The organism is Campylobacter coli LMG 9860, assembly GCF_000254135.1.
Taxonomy (GTDB): Bacteria; Campylobacterota; Campylobacteria; order Campylobacterales; family Campylobacteraceae; genus Campylobacter_D; species Campylobacter_D coli.
The window spans coordinates 1-18,922 of the sequence record NZ_AINS01000003.1; the positions used below are offsets into that span (position 1 = coordinate 1).

Sequence of the window (18,922 nt, forward strand, 5' to 3'; positions counted from 1 at the left end):
TCTTGTGATGATGTAGAATTAAATATCAAAAGGGGAAGTAAATTAGAATTTAGATTGACTTATGATGATAGTAAAGAAATAGAAGCTATTGTTTGTATTATTCCAGGCGGTGCTGAAGATATGAATAACTATATTTATGTCGATGATTACTTGGCTAGAAATTATAATGTTGCTATTATTAATATTAACTATCATTGCATAGGAAATAGACCTCATTTGGGTTCTAGTTTTTATTTAGATGATATAGATAAAATTATTTTGGATACTAGCTTAAAAACTATCAATTTAAACCATATAAATGTTTTTGATATAAATTCTTATGAAAATCTAAATAATGCTTTTATAAGAATAGATCAAGAAATTCAAAAATTAAAATTAAATCAAAAACTAAATCAAAACTATAAATTAAGAACGCATGTAAGCTTTTTACCATCTAAAAATGAATATCAAAATTTTGGCATAATGCAAGCTATGGATATTTTAAATGCTATTTTTTATATAAAAGAAAATTCTCCATTTAAACTAATGGGGGGGGGTATTAGAACGATTTTGTTTGGAAATTCATATGGCGGATATTTAGCAAATTTATGTGCAAAAATAGCTCCTTGGAGTATTGATTTTATATTAGATAATTCTTCTTTTGTTAATTTGTTTGGAAATATTTTTAGACTTATAGGTTTTGGAAAAGAAATCGATTTTACTAGATATCATGGAACATATGATGATACTTTATTTAAAAATATATTTTTATATTTAAGTGATAAAACTTATTGGAATAATAATAAATTTTCAAAAAAATATTTTTCAAATGCTAGAAAAATCATAAGAGAACCATTAAACAAAGAACATCTAATAATACAAAGCTTATACCCAAATCCAAAATATATTTTATATCATAGTATTTTTGATGAAAGATCTCCTTTTGAAAATAAGGAAAATTTTGTACATATTTTAAAAGAATTAAATTTTAAAGTAGAATTTTTCGCTGTTTCACAAGTTGATAATAAGTTTATTAAAAATTTAAATCATGGAATGGGATTGAGCACAAAATTATTTTTTAAAAAACATTTATTGCAAATATTAAAAGAACCTTTGCAAGATAAAATTTGCAAGAAGGAAGTCTCATATAAATGTGATGAGCTAGTGTATACTTTCAAAGAAGAAAATCATCAAATTATTTTAAATATAACAAATTGAATATATTAAATATTTATATTTAAAAAAGTAATTTTTAAGTAGAATTGTTTTTTAAAAGAAATATTTAAAAAAAGAGATAAGATAATATCATGGCAAAAAAACAACTCTCCTTAACAAGACTTAGTTTTCCTATATTTTGGGATTTGCTTTCTAAGTATTTAACTGTGATTATCAATACCGCTATGGTGTCGCATTATTCTAATTTTCTTGTTGGTGCTATGGGCGCTGGAAATCAAATTTTAGATCTTTTTATCACTATTTTTTCATTTTTAAGTGTGGGTTGTAGTGTGCTGATCGCACAAGCAATTGGTGCAAAAGATCATGTTTTAGCAAGAAAAGTGATTCATCAAAGTTTGTTCTTAAATGCACTTTTAGGCTTTGTATGCGGTGTGCTTATTTTATGGCATGGGGAGTATTTGCTTTATCTTTTAAAAATTCCACAAGAATTGCTCAAAGATAGCGAAATTTACTTACATATGCTTGCAATTTGTTTGTTTTTTGATGCCATAGGTATTGTTTTAGCTGCTATTGTAAGGGTTTATAATATGGCTTATTGGGTCATGTTTATAGGTTTTTTGATGGATATAGTGGTGATTTGTGGAAATTATTATGTTTTGCATTATACAAAATCAGAACTTTTTGGAGTAGGGCTTAGCAATATTTTTGCGCGTATTGTTGCTATAGTGGCTTTACTTGTGATACTTTTTTACAAGCTTAAAATTCATCTTAAAATCAAAGAAATGATAAAACTTGAAAAAGAGGTATTAAAAAAGGTTTTAAATATAGGTGGATTTTCAGCAGGGGAAAATCTTTTGTGGATAGTTCAATACACTATAGCCTTTGCTTTTGTAGCAAGCTTAGGTGAGGCGAGTTTGAGTGTGCAAACGATTTATTTTCAAATTTCAATGCTTATTATGCTTATAGGACAAGCTATAAGCATAGCTAATGAAATCATAATAGGTAAATTAGTCGGTGCTAGATATGAAAATATCGCTTATAAACATACTTGGCGTGCTTTATATTTTAGTGTAATAGCGAGTGCTTTAGTGGCGTTTTTAAACTATCTTTGTCAAGATTTTACTATGCAAATTTTAGGACTTAAAGAAGAGCTAAAAAATTTAATGATACCTTTATTTGCTCTTTCAATCTTTCTTGAAATTTCACGAACTTTTAATATAGTTATGGTAAATTCCTTGCGCGCAAGTGGCGATGCTAAGTTTCCATTTTTTAGCGGACTTGTTTTTATGATGGGGGTATCTTTGCCTGTGGGTTATGTGCTTTGTTTTCATTTTAATCTTGGAATTTTAGGGGTTTGGATAGGATTTTGTGCGGATGAGTTTTTGCGTGGAATGGTAAATTCATACAGATGGAAAAGCAAAAAATGGCAAGGCAAAGCTCTAGTTTAAAATCATTTATTTATAAAGATGAGTGCTATTTTTATTCTAAAAAACGCATAAAAACTTTAAGATTAAGGCTCAATGAAAGGGGTGAATTTGTTCTTAGCATTCCTTATTTTTGCACCTTTAAAAGTGTTTATGAGTTTTTAGATAAATCAAGTTCTTGGATGAATGAGGCAAAAAAAAGATTTGAAAAAAAAGCCTTAAAGGATGATGAGTTAATTTTTTTAGCTAAAAAATATAAAATTATTTTTGATGAAAATGTCAAAAAAGCTTATTTTGATAAAGATAAAATAATTTGTCAAAATAAAGCAAAATTAGATTTATTTTTAAGACAAAATGCTAAAAAGATTTTTACTTTTTATCTTAAAAAATGGAGTAAAAAAACAGGTTTATTTTACATGCATTTAAGCATTAAAAATATGAAAACGCGTTGGGGTTCATGTAATCACAATAAAGCTTATGTTAATTTAAATTTAAAACTCATTCAAAAGAGTTTAAATGCTATTGAATATGTGGTTTTGCATGAAATATGCCACTTAAAATTCCCCAATCACAGCAAAGAATTTTACGATTTTATTGAGTATTTTATGAGTGATTTTAGGCAAAGAGAGAAAGAATTTTTAAGTTAAAAATGTTATATTTATAGTTTATTTTTCAAAAAAGGCATAATATGACTTTGGATTTTGATTTTATTTATAATGCGGATAATGATATTTTTGAATATTTATTGCGTTTTTATGCGAAAAATTACAATTATATCCTTAGTAAAGAAGAAAATACTTATCATTTTTCTATCGATGCAGATGAAGAAAATTTAAAGACTTTTTGTGATTCTTTGAATTTCATGAGTTATAGCGTTTTTTTGAAAAAATTTGATGTAAAAGCGGGGCAGGGTTTTAGCCCTTGTATACCAGAAGATAAAGAATTTTCGAAATTTTCTTATATTACGCATTTAAATTCTAATGCTTATCAAGAAAAAAAACTTTTAAACAAAAATGAATGGGGTGTGTTTTGTGAGTGTGAATTTTCAAGCAATTTATCAGAATTTGAAAAAATCAATGAAGAAAATTTCAATACTTTTTTAAATCTTGCTTTTGATTTGTTAAGTCAAGAAAAAAAGATTTATTTAAAAGATAAAAATGGCATTTATGAATTTTCTTTGTTTAAGAACGAATTTATAGGAGATTTTTTACTTCCTTGTGATATTAAAGCTATAAATTCAGTTTTTGTTTGTTCAAATGAAAATTTAAAACTTCTTGCAAGTTTGGAAAAACCTTTGATGAAGCTAAGGCTTAATGCTATGTTTAGAAAAAATCACAATCTTGATTTTAATGATTTTAAAATCAGACTTGCTAGGGATTTGTTTTGTTTTGCTTTAGGTTTAAAACTTTTTGAAAATGAATATAAATTTTTAAGCGTAAAAAAGATAGAAGAATATCAAAAAGATTTTTATATCAGTGCTTTAGATGAGCAAGTGGTGGTTTTGGAAGGCTTTGAATTTATCAATGCTAAGGCAAGAGAGCTTATTTTTTCTAAAGAAGATAAAAATATGGCGAGAATTTCTTATCTTATAAGCCGTTATAAAGAAAAGGCTTTTATTTTAGAGCTAAGTAAAGATGATGAAGATATTTTGCTTATCAACAAAGAGCTTAATTTGCTTAAACTTTGCTTACCAAAACACAGCAAAGAGCTTTATGAAGAGATCAAAAAAGATGAAATTGGTGCAAGGCTTTTAGAAAATTTTAGCAAGGAATTTCCTCTTTTAGATGAAAATTTTGAGCTTCAAAACAATTTTTATTCCTTGTTTGGCTTAGTAGGAAGAGTGCTAAATTTGGGTAAAAATTTACAAGAGAGTGCTAGCGAGCTTTTAAAAATCGCTGATGAGTCAAAAATGCCTCGTGGAGTAAAGATTGATTATCGTTTGAAAGAAGATAAAAGTTTTGATTATACAAGAACTTTAAGATCTGCTATGAGTTTTATGTTAGCAGGTGTAGATAGTGCTAATATCGCTTATGGAGCGGTTGAGAGTTTGGCTTATTTCTTGCGTGATACTTATGATGAATTAAGAGAGAAAAAGCAAAGTGACTTAGCGCTTATAAGTGGCTCTTTGTTTGAACATAAATCTTTACTTAAAAATACTTTAAAACATCTTAAAAATTGTCAGTTAAGCGATGTGCCACTTAGGATATAAGATCAAAATTTCAGGTCTAGTTCAAGGGGTGGGTTTTCGCCCCTTAGTTTATGAACTAGCTTTGAAATCAAAGCTTTTTGGAGAGGTAAGAAATGATGGTTTTGGGGTAGAAATTATTCTTGCTTGCACTCAAAAAGAATGTCAAAATTTCATAGAAAATTTAAAAAATCATCTCCCGCCTTTAGCAAGAATAGATCAGCTTATAATCACGCAAATTTCTATTTCAAACTATGAAAATTTTAGCATCACTCCTTCTTTAGAGAATACAAAAAGCACGCCTATGTTAAGTGATTTTGCACTTTGTAAAGAGTGTAAAAAAGAATTTTTTGATGAAAAAAATCCGCGTTTTTTATATCCTTTTATCACTTGTACGCATTGTGGGCCAAGATTTAGCATCATTAAAAATCTCCCTTATGATAGGTGCAATACCACAATGGAAGCATTGAAAATGTGTGAGTTTTGTAAAAGTGAGTATGAAGATCCTAAAAATAGGCGTTTTCATGCCCAGCCTATAAGTTGCCCTCAGTGTAAAATCGATGTTTTTTTAAAAAATAAAAAGGGTGAAATTCTAGCTCAAGATGATGAAGCTTTTAAGACCTGTGCTAAGCTTTTAAAGCAAGGAAAAATTTTAGCTATCAAAGGCATGGGGGGATTTCATTTGATGTGCGATGCCTTTAATCTTGAAGCTATAAAGGAGCTAAGACTTAGAAAAAACCGCCCCAAAAAACCCTTTGCCTTAATGTGTAGAGATATGAGCGATGCTAAAGAGCTTTGTTTTGTGGATGAAGAGGAAGAAAAACTGCTTGGTTCTATTTTAGCTCCTATCGTGATTTTAAAAGCTAAAAAAGCCTTTTCTTTAATCGCTCCTGATGTGGATAAACTCGGCATTATGTTAGCCTATACTCCACTGCATCTTTTACTTTTTAGATATTTTGATGGGGTTTTAGTAGCAACAAGTGCAAATTTAAGTGGTGAAAGTATTATTAAAGATGAGGATAATTTGCTTAAAAAGCTTGGCAATGTTTTTGATTTTTATCTAGACTATGCAAGAGAAATTCACAATCCAAGCGATGATAGCATTGCTCAAGTTGTAAATGGAAAAACTATGTTTTTACGCACTTCAAGAGGTTTAAATCCGACTTATTTGGAAATTAAAAGCGATAAAAAAGGAGTTTTTTTAGCTTTGGGTGCGGAACTTAAAAATGAATTTGTGATTTTTTATGAAAATAAACTTTTAATTTCTCCTTATATAGGGGATTTGAAAAGTCTTGATGTGCATGAGAGATTTTTTAAACTTTTAGAATTTTTTAAACAAAATTATGATTTGAAATTTGATGCGATTTTGTGCGATAAACACCCGCATTTTAGCTATGCAAAAGAATTTGAAGAAAGGATTAAAATTTCTCATCATTATGCGCATTTTTGTGCGGCTTATTTTGAATACGAAGAAAATTTTGCAAAAGATGAAAAGGCTTTAGCTTTTATTTGTGATGGAACAGGTTATGGCGAAGATGGCAAAATTTGGGGTGGAGAAGTTTTTGTAGGAAATTTAAAAGAATATGAAAGAATTGCACATTTTGAAAATTTCACTCTTATAAATAGTGATATTAAAAATATACAAAATTTGGCTCTAAGTCTTATTTTTCATTATGATTTAGAAGATAAGGCTAAGGAGTTTTTAGCAAAAATTCCAAAAATCAAACTTGAAAATCTTAAAAAAATTTATTCTCAATCTAACTTACAAACAAGCTCTTTAGGACGCATTATCGATGCTTTTGGAAGTATTGTTTTTAACTTAGAAAAAAGTTCTTATGAAGCCCAAGTTGGCTTAATGTGTGAAGCTTTTTATGATAAAAATCTTGATTTTTCTTATAAGCTTTTTATAGAAAAAGGGCAGGCTAATTTTAAAAATTTAATCCTAGGGGCTTTACAAGATGAAAAAACTAAGGCAATTACAGGTATGTTTAATGCCTTAGCAAATTTTATCATAGATTTTAGCAAAGATTATGATTTAAAAGTGCTTTTAAGTGGAGGAGTTTTTCAAAACAAAACCTTGCTTGAAATTTTAAAAGCTAAAAATTTTGATTTTTTTGTACCTTTAAAATATCCTTGCAATGATAGCTCCATAGCCTTAGGACAAATGGTACATTTTTTAAATTTAGAAAAATAAAGCAAATATTCTAAAAACTCATAATTTTTTAATGCTTTTAAGGTTAAAATGAAACAAAAAATATAAAGGAAAGAAAATGTGTAAAGATTGCGGCTGTTCTATAAATTCAAGCCATACGCATGATCATCATCATGATCACCACCATGAAAATCCAAGCTTAAAAGAAAGTAAAACCATAGAAGTGATTTCTAAAATTTTAAGCAAAAATGATGAAGAAGCTAAGCACAATAGGGCACATTTTAATGAAGCCAACACGCTTTGTATCAATTTAATGAGTTCTCCAGGTAGTGGAAAAACTACGCTTTTAGAAAGCACGATCAAGGCTTTGAAAAATGAGCTTAAAATCGCTGTGATTGAAGGGGATTTGGAAACCAATAATGACGCTATAAGAGTAAAAAATGCTGGAGCTTTGGCGTATCAAATCACTACAGGACAAAGCTGTCATTTGGACGCTTTTATGGTGCATGAGGCTTTGCATCATTTAGCCATTGATGATGTGGATTTGCTTTTTATAGAAAATGTTGGAAATTTAGTCTGTCCTGCAAGTTATGATTTAGGAGAGCATTTAAATGTGGTTTTGCTTTCTGTTACCGAAGGAAGCGATAAACCGCAAAAATATCCTGTGATGTTTAAAAAGGCTGATATAGTTTTAATCACAAAGGCAGATTTAGCTCATCATTTTGATTTTGATGTTAAAGAGGCGACTAGGTTGATTAAAGAATTAAATCCTAGAGCAGATATTATCACCCTTGATGCAAAAAATGGCACCAATATGGAGCTTTGGTATAAGGTGCTTAAACTTAAAAAGGAGCTTTTTTAATGTGTTTGTCTATACCTTCTGAAATTTTAGAAATCGATGAGTTAAACAATGCTTTAGTACAAACTTTAGGTGTTAAAAGAAAAGTGAATTTGGATTTGATCGATGAGCCTTTGCAAAAGGGTGATTATGTTTTAATCCATGTAGGTGTTGCCATGGAAAAAATCGACAAAGAAGCCGCTTTAGAAAGTATAAAAACCTATCAAGAAATAGTAGAGAAGATGAATAGCGGCGAGATCAAAAGCGATGAAGGGGATATGGGTTTAAATGAATTTCATCGATGAATTTAGAGATAAAGACAATATTTTAGCCTTAAAAAAGCTTATAGAACAAGAACTTAAAAATCCTATTAATATCATGGAAATTTGCGGTGGGCATACGCATAGTATCATGAAATATGCTTTGCCTTCTATTTTGCCAAAGGAAATTAACTTTATCCATGGGCCAGGATGTCCTGTTTGTGTTATGCCAAGAGTTCGCATTGATACAGCTATTAAGCTAGCCTCCATGAAAGATACGATTTTTTGTACTTTAGGGGATCTTTTAAGGGTGCCTGGAAGTGAAATTTCTTTACTGGATTTAAGAGCTAAAGGGGCTGATGTTAGAGCGCTTTATTCTCCGCTTGAGGTTTTGGAAATTGCTAAGCAAAATTTAAACAAAAATATCATCTTTTTTGCTATAGGTTTTGAAACCACTACGCCTATGAGTGCTTTACTTCTTCAAAAGCTTATAGAAGAAAAAATAAATAATGTCTTTTTTCATATCAATCATATCACGGTTCCAGCACCTGTGGAAGCGATCATGAATGATGAAAATGTAAAAATCAATGCCTTTTTAGGCCCTTCTCATGTGAGTGTGATAACAGGTTATGGTATTTATGAGCCTTTAGCAGCAAAATTTAAAACCCCTATAGCGGTGAGTGGTTTTGAGCCAGTTGATATTTTAGAAAGTGTGTTAAATATCATAAAACAAAGCAATGAAGGCACTTTTAAAGTGTATAATCAATACAAAAGAGCCGTAAGCAAAGAAGGCAATGTTAAAGCACAAAATTTAGTAAAAAAATACTTTAGGGTGTGTGATTTTGAATTCCGTGGCTTAGGACTTATTAAAGATGGGGGCTTGGAGCTAAAAGAAGAATTTAGTGCTTATGATGCGAGTAAAAAATTTGATTGTACGGTGCAAAGTAAAAATGAAAGCAAAGCCTGTATTTGTGGGCAAATTTTAAGAGGTTTGGCCAAGCCTCATGATTGTAAAGTTTTTGGCAAGGCTTGTACGCCAAGAAGTCCTATAGGAAGTTGTATGGTTTCTGGCGAGGGTGCTTGTGCAGCGTATTATAAATACTCAAAGGTGAATGTATGAAAAATATTTCCTTAGCCCACGGAGGTGGTGGAGAAGAGATGAACGAGCTTTTAACTAAGCTTTTTAAGATCTTTGATAATGAAATTTTAAACGCAAATAATGATGCAGCGATTTTAGGAAATTTGGCTTTAAGCACGGATTCTTTTGTTTTAAGTCCGATTTTTTTAGATGAAGAGGTTAATATAGGTAAACTTTGTGTTTGTGGTTCTATTAACGATGTTTTGATGGTGGGTGCTAAGCCAAAATATCTAAGTTTAGGGCTTATCTTAGAAGAAGGTTTTGAGCTAGAAAAATTAGAACGCATTTTAAAAAGCATTAAAGAAGAATGTGAAAAATGCGGAGTTATGTTAGTTTGTGGCGATACTAAAGTCGTTCCTAAGGGTAAGGCAGATGAAATTTATATCAACACTACAGCCTTAGGTGAAATTATTTCTAAAAAAGAAAGTAAAAATATCAAAGCAGGGCTTAGCATACTTCTTTCAGGCGATATAGGAAGGCATGGAGCTAGTGTTTTAATCAAAAGAAATGAGTTAGAAGCTGATATTAAAAGTGATTGTAAGGCTTTGGATAAAGAGGTTTTAGAGCTTTTAGAAAAAGATATAAAGGTTGTAGCTATGAGAGATGCTACTCGTGGGGGACTTAGTGCGGTTTTAAATGAGTGGGCAAAGCAAAGTGGAAATGATCTTTTGATCTTTGAAGAAAAAATCATCATTCAAGATGAGGTTTTAGGACTTTGTGAACTTTTTGGTTACGAAGCGTATGAGCTTGCCAATGAAGGCACTTTCATACTTTGCGTGGAAAAAGAAGATGAGTTAAAAGCCTTGGAAATTCTAAAAAAATACAATGTAAATGCGAGTATTATAGGAGAAGTTTTAGAAGAGAAAAAAGCACGCGTGATCTTACAAAACGCTTATGGGGCAAAACGCTTTTTAGAAAGCCCTAAAGGCGAACTTTTACCAAGAATTTGCTAATGCACGAATTAAGTATAGTAGAATCTTTAATCGAACTTTGTGAAGAAAATGCCTTAAACAATAAGGCTTGCAATGTACAAGAAATTTATGTAAAAATCGGGCGTTTAAGCGGTATAGAAGTGGATCTTTTTAAACGTTGTTTTGAAACTTTTAAAGAAAACTCAAATATTTGTAAAAATGCTAAACTTTTTATAGAACTTGCCCCACTTGAAATTTTATGCTTAAAATGTGATCAAGCAAGCATTTTAGAAGAAAATGTTTTTAAGTGTCCTAAATGCGAAAGTATAGAATACAAAATCACACAAGGTGAGGATTTACACCTTATGCGACTTGTGATGGAGTGAAAGTAAAATCAATAAATGATTTTACTTTCTGCTTTCAAATGCTTTGATAATATCTGCTTTATATTGATAAATATCTTCTAATTTTTCTATATTATAACTTGCTCCATCCGGAAAACTAATAGATTTTTTGCTTGTATTAAAATATAATCTACATATCCACTTAGTAACTTTGCCTTGATATAAAATACTAAAATAGCTTAAAGTATCTTTGTAACTTACATCTTCAAGATTGGCGCTGACACTAGCAAGAATTGATTTTACTATATAGAAACCTTGTAATTCTTCTTCTGTTGTGACAATATCTTTACTTTCATCAATTTGCTCATCATTTTCATCATCGTTTATGTTTTGAAGATTGTTTTTAATACTTGTGATTTTTTCATAAGCTAAATCATTAATAATTTCTTTAAAAGATTTTTTAATGTAATTTTTGAATTCTTCTAAAACAGCACTAGTCATTCTTTTTTCTGTCATTTGTTTAGCAAAAAAACTTGTAAATTCATCGCTTGGATTTTCTATTTCACTTTTAAAAATTTCTTGTATACTTCGGTAATATTTTTTCTCCATAGCAATGCTTAGAATTTCATCTAAATTTAAGTCAGTGCAAATAAAACGTTTTAGATCTTTAATATCTCTAGGTTTAAGTTTTTCAAGATTAACAACTAAAAATGGTATTTTATCCATAAGATTTTGTTGTTCAATATCTGTAAAAAATCTATATTCAATACCATTGGTAAGAATGGCAAATTTAATACTAGGATTAGTGTTAAAATATCTTACAAGCTGATTGTTATGATTATCTAAATTTTCAGTATGGTTTTTAGCTTCAATTAAAATAAAAGGTTTTGAATCTTTGAAAATAGCATAATCCACTTTTTAGCCTTTTTTAGTTCCTATATCTGCTGTATATTCTGGCACAACAATACTAGGGTTAAAAACATCATAACCCAATGTTTTTAAAAAGGGCATTATAAAAGTCATTTTTGTAGCTTCTTCAGTATTGACAAGTGTTTTGCGTTCAGCTATTGTTTCAACGATGGCATTTAATTGATTTTCAAAATCCATTTTCACTCCTTTTGTCTTTAATAAAAGTATTATAGCAACATTTTTTAGTTTTATAATAAAAAAAGTGATTTTAATTTTTATAATTTTACTATTTAGCTTTTCAAAATCCTTGCAAGTTTAAGCAAATTTGAAATCAAAAATTCTTTTTTTACGAGCTTAGAATTGGTTTTAAGCTCGTATTCGCATTTAAGCAAAAGGTTAAAAATTTCTTTATAATGTTTGATTTTTAAGCTAAAAGCTTGTTCGTTTAAATTTTGTGCTACTTGAGGCGGAGGAGTATAACCTAAGAGTTCTTTAAAATCCACTTTCCCATAAATTTTAGCATAAAGAGCAATTTTAAAAAGACGGTAAAAGGCAGAACTTAAAGAGTTAATCAAAGCAATTTCATTAAAATTATCCAAAATCTTCTCAAGCTCATTTTTAAAATCGGCTCTTTTTAAAATCTTTTCAAAGAAGCTTTCAAAACTTCCTATGTTTAAGCTATAACAATATTGCTCTATGGTTTTTTCATCCACTCTTAAGCCGCTGAATTTATTAAGCTCGCTAGCAGCAAGATACAAATTCTCATCAAAGCTTGTAAAAAGGGTAAATAAAGCATTTTGAGTGATTTCTATATGGAGTTGTTTTGCTTTTATGCTTAAAAGCTCTATCCCTTCTCTTGCGTTATTGGCCTTGAAAAAACGCACAAAATTAGGAGAAAAGATTTTTTCTATATCGCTTTGTTTAGAGCTTTCATCGTAAAGTTCTAAAAGTAAGAAATTGTCTTTATTATTTTTACAAAGCTCAACTAAAACTTTAAGTTCTTTTGTGGGAATTTTTTTAGAAGTTTTGATTTCTAAAAGCTTTTTTTCGCTAAAAAGCGAACCTCCGCTTAGAAAATCACTTGCACGAGTAAAGCTGTATTCTTCAAAAAATAATTTTAAAATTTCATCCGCTTGGTATTTTTCCTTGATAAAATCAGCATAAAGCTCACTTTGAAAATTATCAGCTCCATAAAGAAAGAAAAAATTATCAATTTGATTTTTGGAAAGTAAATTTTGAAGTTCTTTTCTATACATTACTTTCCTTTCTAAGTCTTTGGGTGATTTTTGCATAAATTTTTGCCATGATGATGTCAGCTTCTAAAATTTGCACTTCTACGCTTTCTAGTAAATTTACCCGCGTATCATAAAGGATGATATCAGCTCCTTTGATCTCATCATCAAGTTTTGCTATACAAATTCCATCATTTTGCACTATTAGGGCTTTAAATTTTTTGCCTATATTTTTAGCTGCCCATCTCGCAAATTTTCTATCCATAAAATCATAAGCGACTTTATCAGTCTCTCTTTCAAGCACGCTAAGGTTTTCGCAAGTGCTTTGTATATTTAAAAGTAGGTAATTAAAAAGTTTTTCATCTTTTTTTTGTTTAGCTTTTAAAAGTCTATGTAAGATAAGATCAGAATACCTGCGTATAGGACTTGTAAAATGTGAGTATTTGTCAAAACCTAAACCAAAATGCCCCCCGTTTTCGCTAGAATACTCTGCCTTTTTTTGAGCTTTAATGATGAGTTTATCCACTTCCGCTCTTAAGCCAAGCTCATCGGCTAAAGCTTGTATATCGCGTATAAGCTCAGGCAGGTTAGGTTTTAGTTTTACATCGATTCCAAGCTCTAAAAGTTCATTTAAAAGTCTATCTATCTTTTTCATATCTGCACTAGAGTGATTTCTAAAAACACCTACATCGATGAGTTTTGCTGCGGCTTTATTGGCTAAAAGCATACAATCTTCGATCAAATTATGCGAAGGCGTGTCTTTTTCAAAAACTGTGCTTTTTAGACTTAAGTTTTCATCTAGATTCATTCTTAATTCTTCGGTGCGAAATTCAAAGGCATTTTTAAGACGCATTTTGCGTAAATTTTTTGTGATTTCAAAAAGCTCATAAAGCCATGAAAGCTCTTTTAAATCAGGTTTTTGTATCAAAATTTCATCAACTTCATCATAATTAAAACGGCGTTTTGAGTTGATAATACCTTCAAAAAGTTCTTCTTTTATGACTTTATTTTCATGATCGAGTGTGATTTTAAAACAATACGCTAAGCGATCTAAATGAGGCTTTAAAGAACAGATATTTTCACTCAAAGGACGAGGTAGCATAGGTATAGCAATATGTGGAAAATAAATAGAAAATCCACGATTTCTTGCTTCTTTATCTATAGCGCTATAAGCATAAACATACTCGCTCACATCGGCGATTGCGACATAGAGTTCGCGTTTTTGAGTGTCAAAATAAATCGCATCATCAAAATCTTTTGCATGTATAGGATCTATGGTGCAAAAAGGCAAAGTTCTTAGATCTAAGCGATTTTCATACATGCTTGCATCAACGCTATCTCCATTAGCTAGAGCTTCTTTGATACAAGCATCGCTAAATTCGTTATTTTTATTAAAAAGAGCTAAGGAGATTTTTTCATCTACGCTTTCATCATCGATGTGCCCTAAAACTTCTATGATGTTGTTATCTTGATTTTCTATTTTTAAAATTGTCCCTAAAGGTAGTGCTTTTAGAGATTTTTGCGAGGCTTTTAAGGCGGTGCTTAATCCTGTTTTGATATTCATCCCAAGCACGGCTTCGCCGTATCTTTTGGTGATAACAAGTGAGGTTTCATTAGCTCTTTTTAAAACCAAAACCACTTTAGCACTAGGGCGTTTTTTCTTTAAGGGGAGTAATTTAGCAGCAACGATATCTTTGTAATTTGCTCCTTTTAAATTTTTATTTTCTATAAGCAAATCTTTTTTAAAACTCTCATCAAAACACTGTAAAAATCCTGTGCCCTTGCTCGAAATATCAAGGGTTCCAAAAACATAGCCATTATTAAGATAGTATCTATTTTTGTGTTCTTTGATGATGTTATTAGCTAGAAGCTCTCTTAGAATTTGTTTAAATTCATTGCTAACTTCATGAGCACTTATGCCGTAATTAAGATTGTTTAAAAATTCTTTCACTGCTTTACTTTATGTAAATTTTCTTGAGAATTCTTGCATAAAGTTTATAAAAAAAATATGAAATTTAAAACTTTATTGTTATAATAAGCTCTTTAATTTTGAATTTATTAAGGAGTAAAATAATGGCTGTTACAGTTTATTATGACAAAGACTGTGATTTAAGTTTGATTAAATCAAAAAAAGTGGCAATTATAGGCTTTGGATCTCAAGGACATGCTCATGCTATGAATTTAAGAGACAATGGGGTTAATGTTGTCATCGGGCTTCGTGAAGATGGGGCAAGTTTTTCTAAAGCAAAAAGTGCAGGTTTTGAAGTGATGAGCGTAAGCGAAGCTTCGAAAGTAGCAGATGTGATTATGATTTTAGCTCCTGATGAAATTCAAGCAGATATTTTTAATGTCGAAATAAAACCAAATTTAAGTGAAGGCAAGGCTATAGCTTTTGCACACGGTTTTAATATCCATTATGGTCAAATTGTTGTTCCAAAAGGTGTAGATGTTATCATGATAGCACCTAAAGCACCAGGTCATACAGTAAGAAATGAATTTACTCTAGGTGGTGGCACTCCTTGTTTGATAGCGATTCATCAAGATGAGAGCAAAAATGCTAAAAATTTAGCCTTAAGTTATGCAAGTGCGATCGGGGGTGGACGTACAGGTATTATAGAAACAACCTTTAAAGCCGAAACAGAAACAGATCTTTTTGGTGAGCAAGCTGTGCTTTGTGGTGGACTTAGTGCTTTGATCCAAGCAGGATTTGAAACTTTAGTTGAAGCAGGATATGAGCCTGAAATGGCTTATTTTGAGTGTTTACATGAGATAAAACTTATCGTAGATTTGATCTATCAAGGTGGAATTGCAGATATGCGTTATTCTATTTCAAACACTGCAGAATATGGCGATTATATCACAGGACCAAAAATTATCACTGAAGAAACTAAAAAAGCTATGAAGGGCGTTTTAAAAGATATACAAGATGGAAATTTTGCTAAAGATTTTATTTTAGAACGCCGTGCAGGTTTTGCAAGAATGCATGCAGAACGCAAAAATATGAACAATTCTTTAATCGAGCAAACAGGCCGCAATTTACGCGCAATGATGCCTTGGATTAGTGCTAAAAAATTAATCGATAAAGATAAGAACTAAAATTGTCAAAAAAACTGATTCAAATCAAGCGTTATTTAATCATCGCTATACTTTTTTTAATATGCGTGATTTTATTTTTGGGAATTTTGATTCAATATCAAGATTCTCAAAATGCATTAAAATTCGCTCAAAATTCTAGTAAAAATATAACAATAGAACCCAAGCAAGAAAATATATCCAATGAAAATCATTTGGGTATTTTTAAAGAAATTCCTTATAAAGACGAAAATGATAATTTTCAAGAAAACAATCAAAGCATTTTAGAAGAGCAAATAAAAGATTTAAATTTAAGTAGTATTATAGATGGAAATTTAAGCAAAATAGATGAAAATTTAAGCCTTGTAGTAGAACAAAATTTAAGCAAGGAAGAAAATCTTACAAAAGATATGAATTTAAGTAAAACAAAACAAGCCCGCCTTGCTATCATTATAGATGATATGGCGAACATAAGTCAAGTTAGGGCTTTACAGGCATTAAAACTCAAACTTATCCCTTCATTTTTTCCACCCGATAAAAATCATATCGATACCCCAAAACTTGCTCTAAAATTTGATTTTTATATGGTGCATTTGCCTTTAGCGGCGATGAATTATACTAAGCCTGAGCTTGATACCTTAAATCCAAGCGATAGTGAAAAGCGTATTTTTAAAAAAATACAACAAGTGAAAAAAGATTTTAAAGATTTAAAATTTATCAACAATCATACAGGAAGCTTATTTACAAGTGATGAAAAAGCAATGAAAAAACTTTATAAAGCCTTTGAAAAAGAAGAATTGATTTTTGTAGATTCTAAAACCATAGCAAGCTCTAAAGCGCCTAAAGTGGCTAAGGCTTTGGGGCAAATTTATATACAAAGAGATGTGTTTTTAGACAATCGCGATGATGTTGCTTATATCAAAAATCAACTCATAGAAGCGGTAAGGCTTGCTAAGCAAAAAGGCTTTGCGATAGCTATAGGACATCCTAGAAAAAATACTTTTAAAGCCTTAGAGCAAAGCAAAGATTTGCTTAAAAGTGTTGAGTTAGTGTATTTAAGTGAGATTTATGCAAAGTGAACTACCAAGCGCTTATCTAGAGCTTTTTAAAGAGTTGAAAAATCTTCCTAAAAAACTTTATTATAAAGGAAATTTAAAACTCTTAGAACAAAGAAAGATAGCCATTATAGGCTCTAGGCGTATGAGCACTTACACTAAAAATTGCGTTTTTGAGCTTTCAAATTTGCTTAAAAATTCAAAGATAAGTGTTGTAAGCGGAGGTGCTTTGGGTGTTGATATCAGTGCAAGTATGGCGGCTATGCCAAGCACTATAGGGGTTTTTGCCAATGGTCTTGATGAAATTTATCCTAGAAGCAATGAAAAAATTATAAAACAAATTTATGAAAATGCTTTGGCTTTAAGCGAAAACGAATCCTACTATAAGCCTAAGCCTTATGATTTTTTACTTAGAAATAGGCTGATTGTCGCTTTGAGTGAAGCCGTTGTTGTTGCGCAAGCAGATTTGCAAAGCGGCTCCATGCAAAGTGCAAGACTTGCTTTGGAGCTTAATAAACCTTTATATGTTTTACCCCAACGCAAAAATGAAAGCGATGGGACAAATTTACTCTTACAAGAAAAAAATGCGAATTTGCTTTTAGATTTTAAAGAATTTGCAAGTTGTTTTGGGGTTATAGAAGAAGAAAAGGATGAATTTTTAGACTTTTGTAGACAGGGCGTAAGCGTGGATGAGGCAACTCAAATTTATGGAGAAAAAGTCTATGAGTACGAGCTTGAAGGAAAAATTTCCATAGAAGGTCTTTTTATAAGGGTTTTGGTATGAGAGCTTTGGCCTTAGATGTGGGTTTAAAGCGTATAGGCGTGGCGCTTTGTATAGATAAAATCGCCATTCCTTTAGAAGGTATAATCAGAAAAAACCGCAACCAAGCTGCAAATGAAGTTAAAAATTTACTTCAAATTCATGATATTTCTTTATTGATTGTAGGTATTCCTAAGGGAGGATCGAGCGAAGAAGAAATGACAAGGCGTATCAAGCATTTTGTATCTTTGCTTGAATTCGATAAAGAAATTCGCTTTGTAGATGAAAGCGGAACAAGTAAAGAAGCTTTAGGATATGGTGTGGCTAATACACGCAAAAAAGATGCCAAGCTAGACTCTTTAGCAGCTTTAATCATGATAAAGGATTATTTTGGAATATAATCTAGCCGGTATTTATAATGATAAAGAACTTGAAAATCTTAAAAATTCTTTTAAATTGCCCAAAAAAATATGCTGTTTTATAAATCGCCTAAAATGTGATAATTTAACACTTGAAAGAGAATTTCAAGATTTGAATTTAGAGTATGAAAAGCTTAATGAGTACTGCTATCTTTTTAAGGCTTGTGATAAAAGTATTTTAAGCTCTATGCAAGCTTTTAATGAATTTAAATTTTATATACAAAATTATGCTTCTTATTTGTGCGCTTTAAATTTGGATGTAAAGGCAGGGCAGAGTGTTTTAGATATGTGTGCAGCACCTGGTGGAAAAAGTATCAATCTTGCTAATTTTATGCAAAATGAAGGTTATCTAGCTTGCAATGAAGCAAGTAAAGATAGGTTTTTTACCTTGCAAAAGAATTTGAAAAATTATGGAGTAAAAGCTCGAGTTTTTATGAAAGATGGTAAAAATATAGGAAATTTATGCCCTTTAAAATTTGATAAAATTTTACTTGATACACCTTGTTCTACTTTAGCAAAAATGGGTTTAGAATTAGAAAAAAGTTCTAAAGAGATTAAAAACATAGCTAAACTTCAAAAAAAACTTTTACATTCTGCACTCAAGGCTTTAAAAGTAGGTGGAGAGCTTGTTTATAGTACTTGCACTTTTACCAAAGAGGAAAATGAAGAAGTGATAGAAAATGCTTTAAAAAGTGATTTTGATATAGAGCTTTTGGATATAAATTTAGAAAATGCTTTGGCAAAAAATGGGCAAAGTAGCGAATTTGAAGCGATTTCTAAATGTAAACGCATTTTACCTTGTGAAGAATACGACGGATTTTTTATTGCTAAATTAAGGAAAAATTGATTTTAATTCTTTAAGGCTAAGTTCGCATAGAAGCTAAAATTTTATTATATATTAAAATTATTCACATCTTCAAGTAAATTCACAAAAAAACTTAAAAAACAATAAATGTTTTTTTGGAAAATTTAAAACTTAAAGTCCTATTTTTAGGGCTTTGAAAAGAAAATCACATCGTGAAAAGCCTGTGAATAAAAAATAAATTTTTTAAAACTTAAAAAGATAAT

At 30.4% G+C, this 18,922-nt stretch carries 17 protein-coding genes and 1 pseudogene; 15 read left to right on the plus strand and 3 right to left on the minus strand.

Features of this window, described 5'->3' with window-relative positions:
* The 10 genes from CCO88_RS00390 to hypA form a co-directional block, all read left to right on the plus strand.
* A partial coding sequence (locus CCO88_RS00390) for a DUF2920 family protein (protein WP_002781689.1) occupies positions 1-1,197 on the plus strand: 1,197 nt, incomplete at its 5' end.
* A gap of 89 nt (positions 1,198-1,286) precedes the next feature.
* Entirely contained in the window at positions 1,287-2,603 is a 1,317-nt protein-coding gene (locus tag CCO88_RS00395; RefSeq protein WP_002799852.1) for an MATE family efflux transporter, read from the plus strand.
* Positions 2,579-3,226: a M48 family metallopeptidase gene (locus tag CCO88_RS00400; RefSeq protein WP_025443323.1), complete on the plus strand. Its 648-nt coding sequence runs from the start codon at positions 2,579-2,581 to the stop codon at positions 3,224-3,226. Before CCO88_RS00395 ends, CCO88_RS00400 begins: the two co-directional genes overlap by 25 nt.
* A 41-nt stretch (positions 3,227-3,267) precedes the next feature.
* Positions 3,268-4,788, plus strand: a complete 1,521-nt coding sequence (locus tag CCO88_RS00405) for a hypothetical protein (protein ID WP_002781684.1) — start codon at positions 3,268-3,270, stop codon at positions 4,786-4,788.
* On the plus strand, positions 4,769-6,958 hold the full coding sequence (gene hypF / locus CCO88_RS00410; protein ID WP_002815163.1) for a carbamoyltransferase HypF: 2,190 nt from the start codon (positions 4,769-4,771) through the stop codon (positions 6,956-6,958). Before CCO88_RS00405 ends, hypF begins: the two co-directional genes overlap by 20 nt.
* A gap of 76 nt (positions 6,959-7,034) precedes the next feature.
* Positions 7,035-7,778, plus strand: coding sequence for a hydrogenase nickel incorporation protein HypB (gene hypB / locus CCO88_RS00415; RefSeq protein WP_002785900.1), 744 nt, complete (start codon positions 7,035-7,037; stop codon positions 7,776-7,778).
* On the plus strand, positions 7,778-8,059 hold the full coding sequence (locus CCO88_RS00420) for a HypC/HybG/HupF family hydrogenase formation chaperone (RefSeq protein WP_002784272.1): 282 nt from the start codon (positions 7,778-7,780) through the stop codon (positions 8,057-8,059). Before hypB ends, CCO88_RS00420 begins: the two co-directional genes overlap by 1 nt.
* Complete coding sequence (hypD, locus tag CCO88_RS00425) at positions 8,043-9,134, plus strand: hydrogenase formation protein HypD (protein ID WP_002839007.1); 1,092 nt, start codon at positions 8,043-8,045, stop codon at positions 9,132-9,134. The genes CCO88_RS00420 and hypD overlap by 17 nt, the downstream gene beginning before the upstream one ends.
* On the plus strand, positions 9,131-10,105 hold the full coding sequence (gene hypE / locus CCO88_RS00430; RefSeq protein ID WP_002806719.1) for a hydrogenase expression/formation protein HypE: 975 nt from the start codon (positions 9,131-9,133) through the stop codon (positions 10,103-10,105). The genes hypD and hypE overlap by 4 nt, the downstream gene beginning before the upstream one ends.
* Positions 10,105-10,449, plus strand: a complete 345-nt coding sequence (hypA, locus tag CCO88_RS00435) for a hydrogenase maturation nickel metallochaperone HypA (protein WP_002781676.1) — start codon at positions 10,105-10,107, stop codon at positions 10,447-10,449. Before hypE ends, hypA begins: the two co-directional genes overlap by 1 nt.
* A 21-nt stretch (positions 10,450-10,470) precedes the next feature.
* Here the strand turns inward: hypA and CCO88_RS00440 are convergent.
* From CCO88_RS00440 to CCO88_RS00450, 3 genes and pseudogenes are all read right to left on the minus strand, one after another.
* A pseudogene (locus CCO88_RS00440) lies at positions 10,471-11,514 on the minus strand (type I restriction endonuclease).
* A 92-nt stretch (positions 11,515-11,606) separates the two neighbouring features.
* Positions 11,607-12,572, minus strand: a complete 966-nt coding sequence (locus tag CCO88_RS00445) for a DNA polymerase III subunit delta (protein WP_002781666.1) — start codon at positions 12,570-12,572, stop codon at positions 11,607-11,609.
* Complete coding sequence (locus tag CCO88_RS00450) at positions 12,565-14,499, minus strand: RNB domain-containing ribonuclease (RefSeq protein WP_002839008.1); 1,935 nt, start codon at positions 14,497-14,499, stop codon at positions 12,565-12,567. Before CCO88_RS00450 ends, CCO88_RS00445 begins: the two co-directional genes overlap by 8 nt.
* A 122-nt stretch (positions 14,500-14,621) precedes the next feature.
* On the opposite strand from CCO88_RS00450, the gene ilvC reads away from it, so the two are divergent.
* The 5 genes from ilvC to CCO88_RS00475 are packed head-to-tail and all read left to right on the plus strand — an operon-like array spanning position 14,622 to position 18,701.
* Positions 14,622-15,644 carry a ketol-acid reductoisomerase gene (gene ilvC, locus CCO88_RS00455; protein ID WP_002806714.1) on the plus strand — a complete coding sequence of 341 codons (1,023 nt, stop codon included), beginning with the start codon at positions 14,622-14,624 and terminating at the stop codon, positions 15,642-15,644.
* Positions 15,645-15,646: 2 nt separating this feature from the next.
* Positions 15,647-16,699, plus strand: a complete 1,053-nt coding sequence (locus tag CCO88_RS00460) for a divergent polysaccharide deacetylase family protein (protein ID WP_002776371.1) — start codon at positions 15,647-15,649, stop codon at positions 16,697-16,699.
* The gene (locus CCO88_RS00465) at positions 16,689-17,459 is read left to right on the plus strand and encodes a DNA-processing protein DprA (protein WP_002815152.1); all 771 of its coding nucleotides are present in this window, start codon (positions 16,689-16,691) and stop codon (positions 17,457-17,459) included. The genes CCO88_RS00460 and CCO88_RS00465 overlap by 11 nt, the downstream gene beginning before the upstream one ends.
* Entirely contained in the window at positions 17,456-17,836 is a 381-nt protein-coding gene (gene ruvX / locus CCO88_RS00470; protein WP_002776373.1) for a Holliday junction resolvase RuvX, read from the plus strand. The genes CCO88_RS00465 and ruvX overlap by 4 nt, the downstream gene beginning before the upstream one ends.
* Before the next feature lie 10 nt (positions 17,837-17,846).
* Positions 17,847-18,701 carry an RsmB/NOP family class I SAM-dependent RNA methyltransferase gene (locus tag CCO88_RS00475; protein WP_370450124.1) on the plus strand — a complete coding sequence of 285 codons (855 nt, stop codon included), beginning with the start codon at positions 17,847-17,849 and terminating at the stop codon, positions 18,699-18,701.
* The last annotated feature ends 221 nt before the right edge of the window (positions 18,702-18,922 follow it).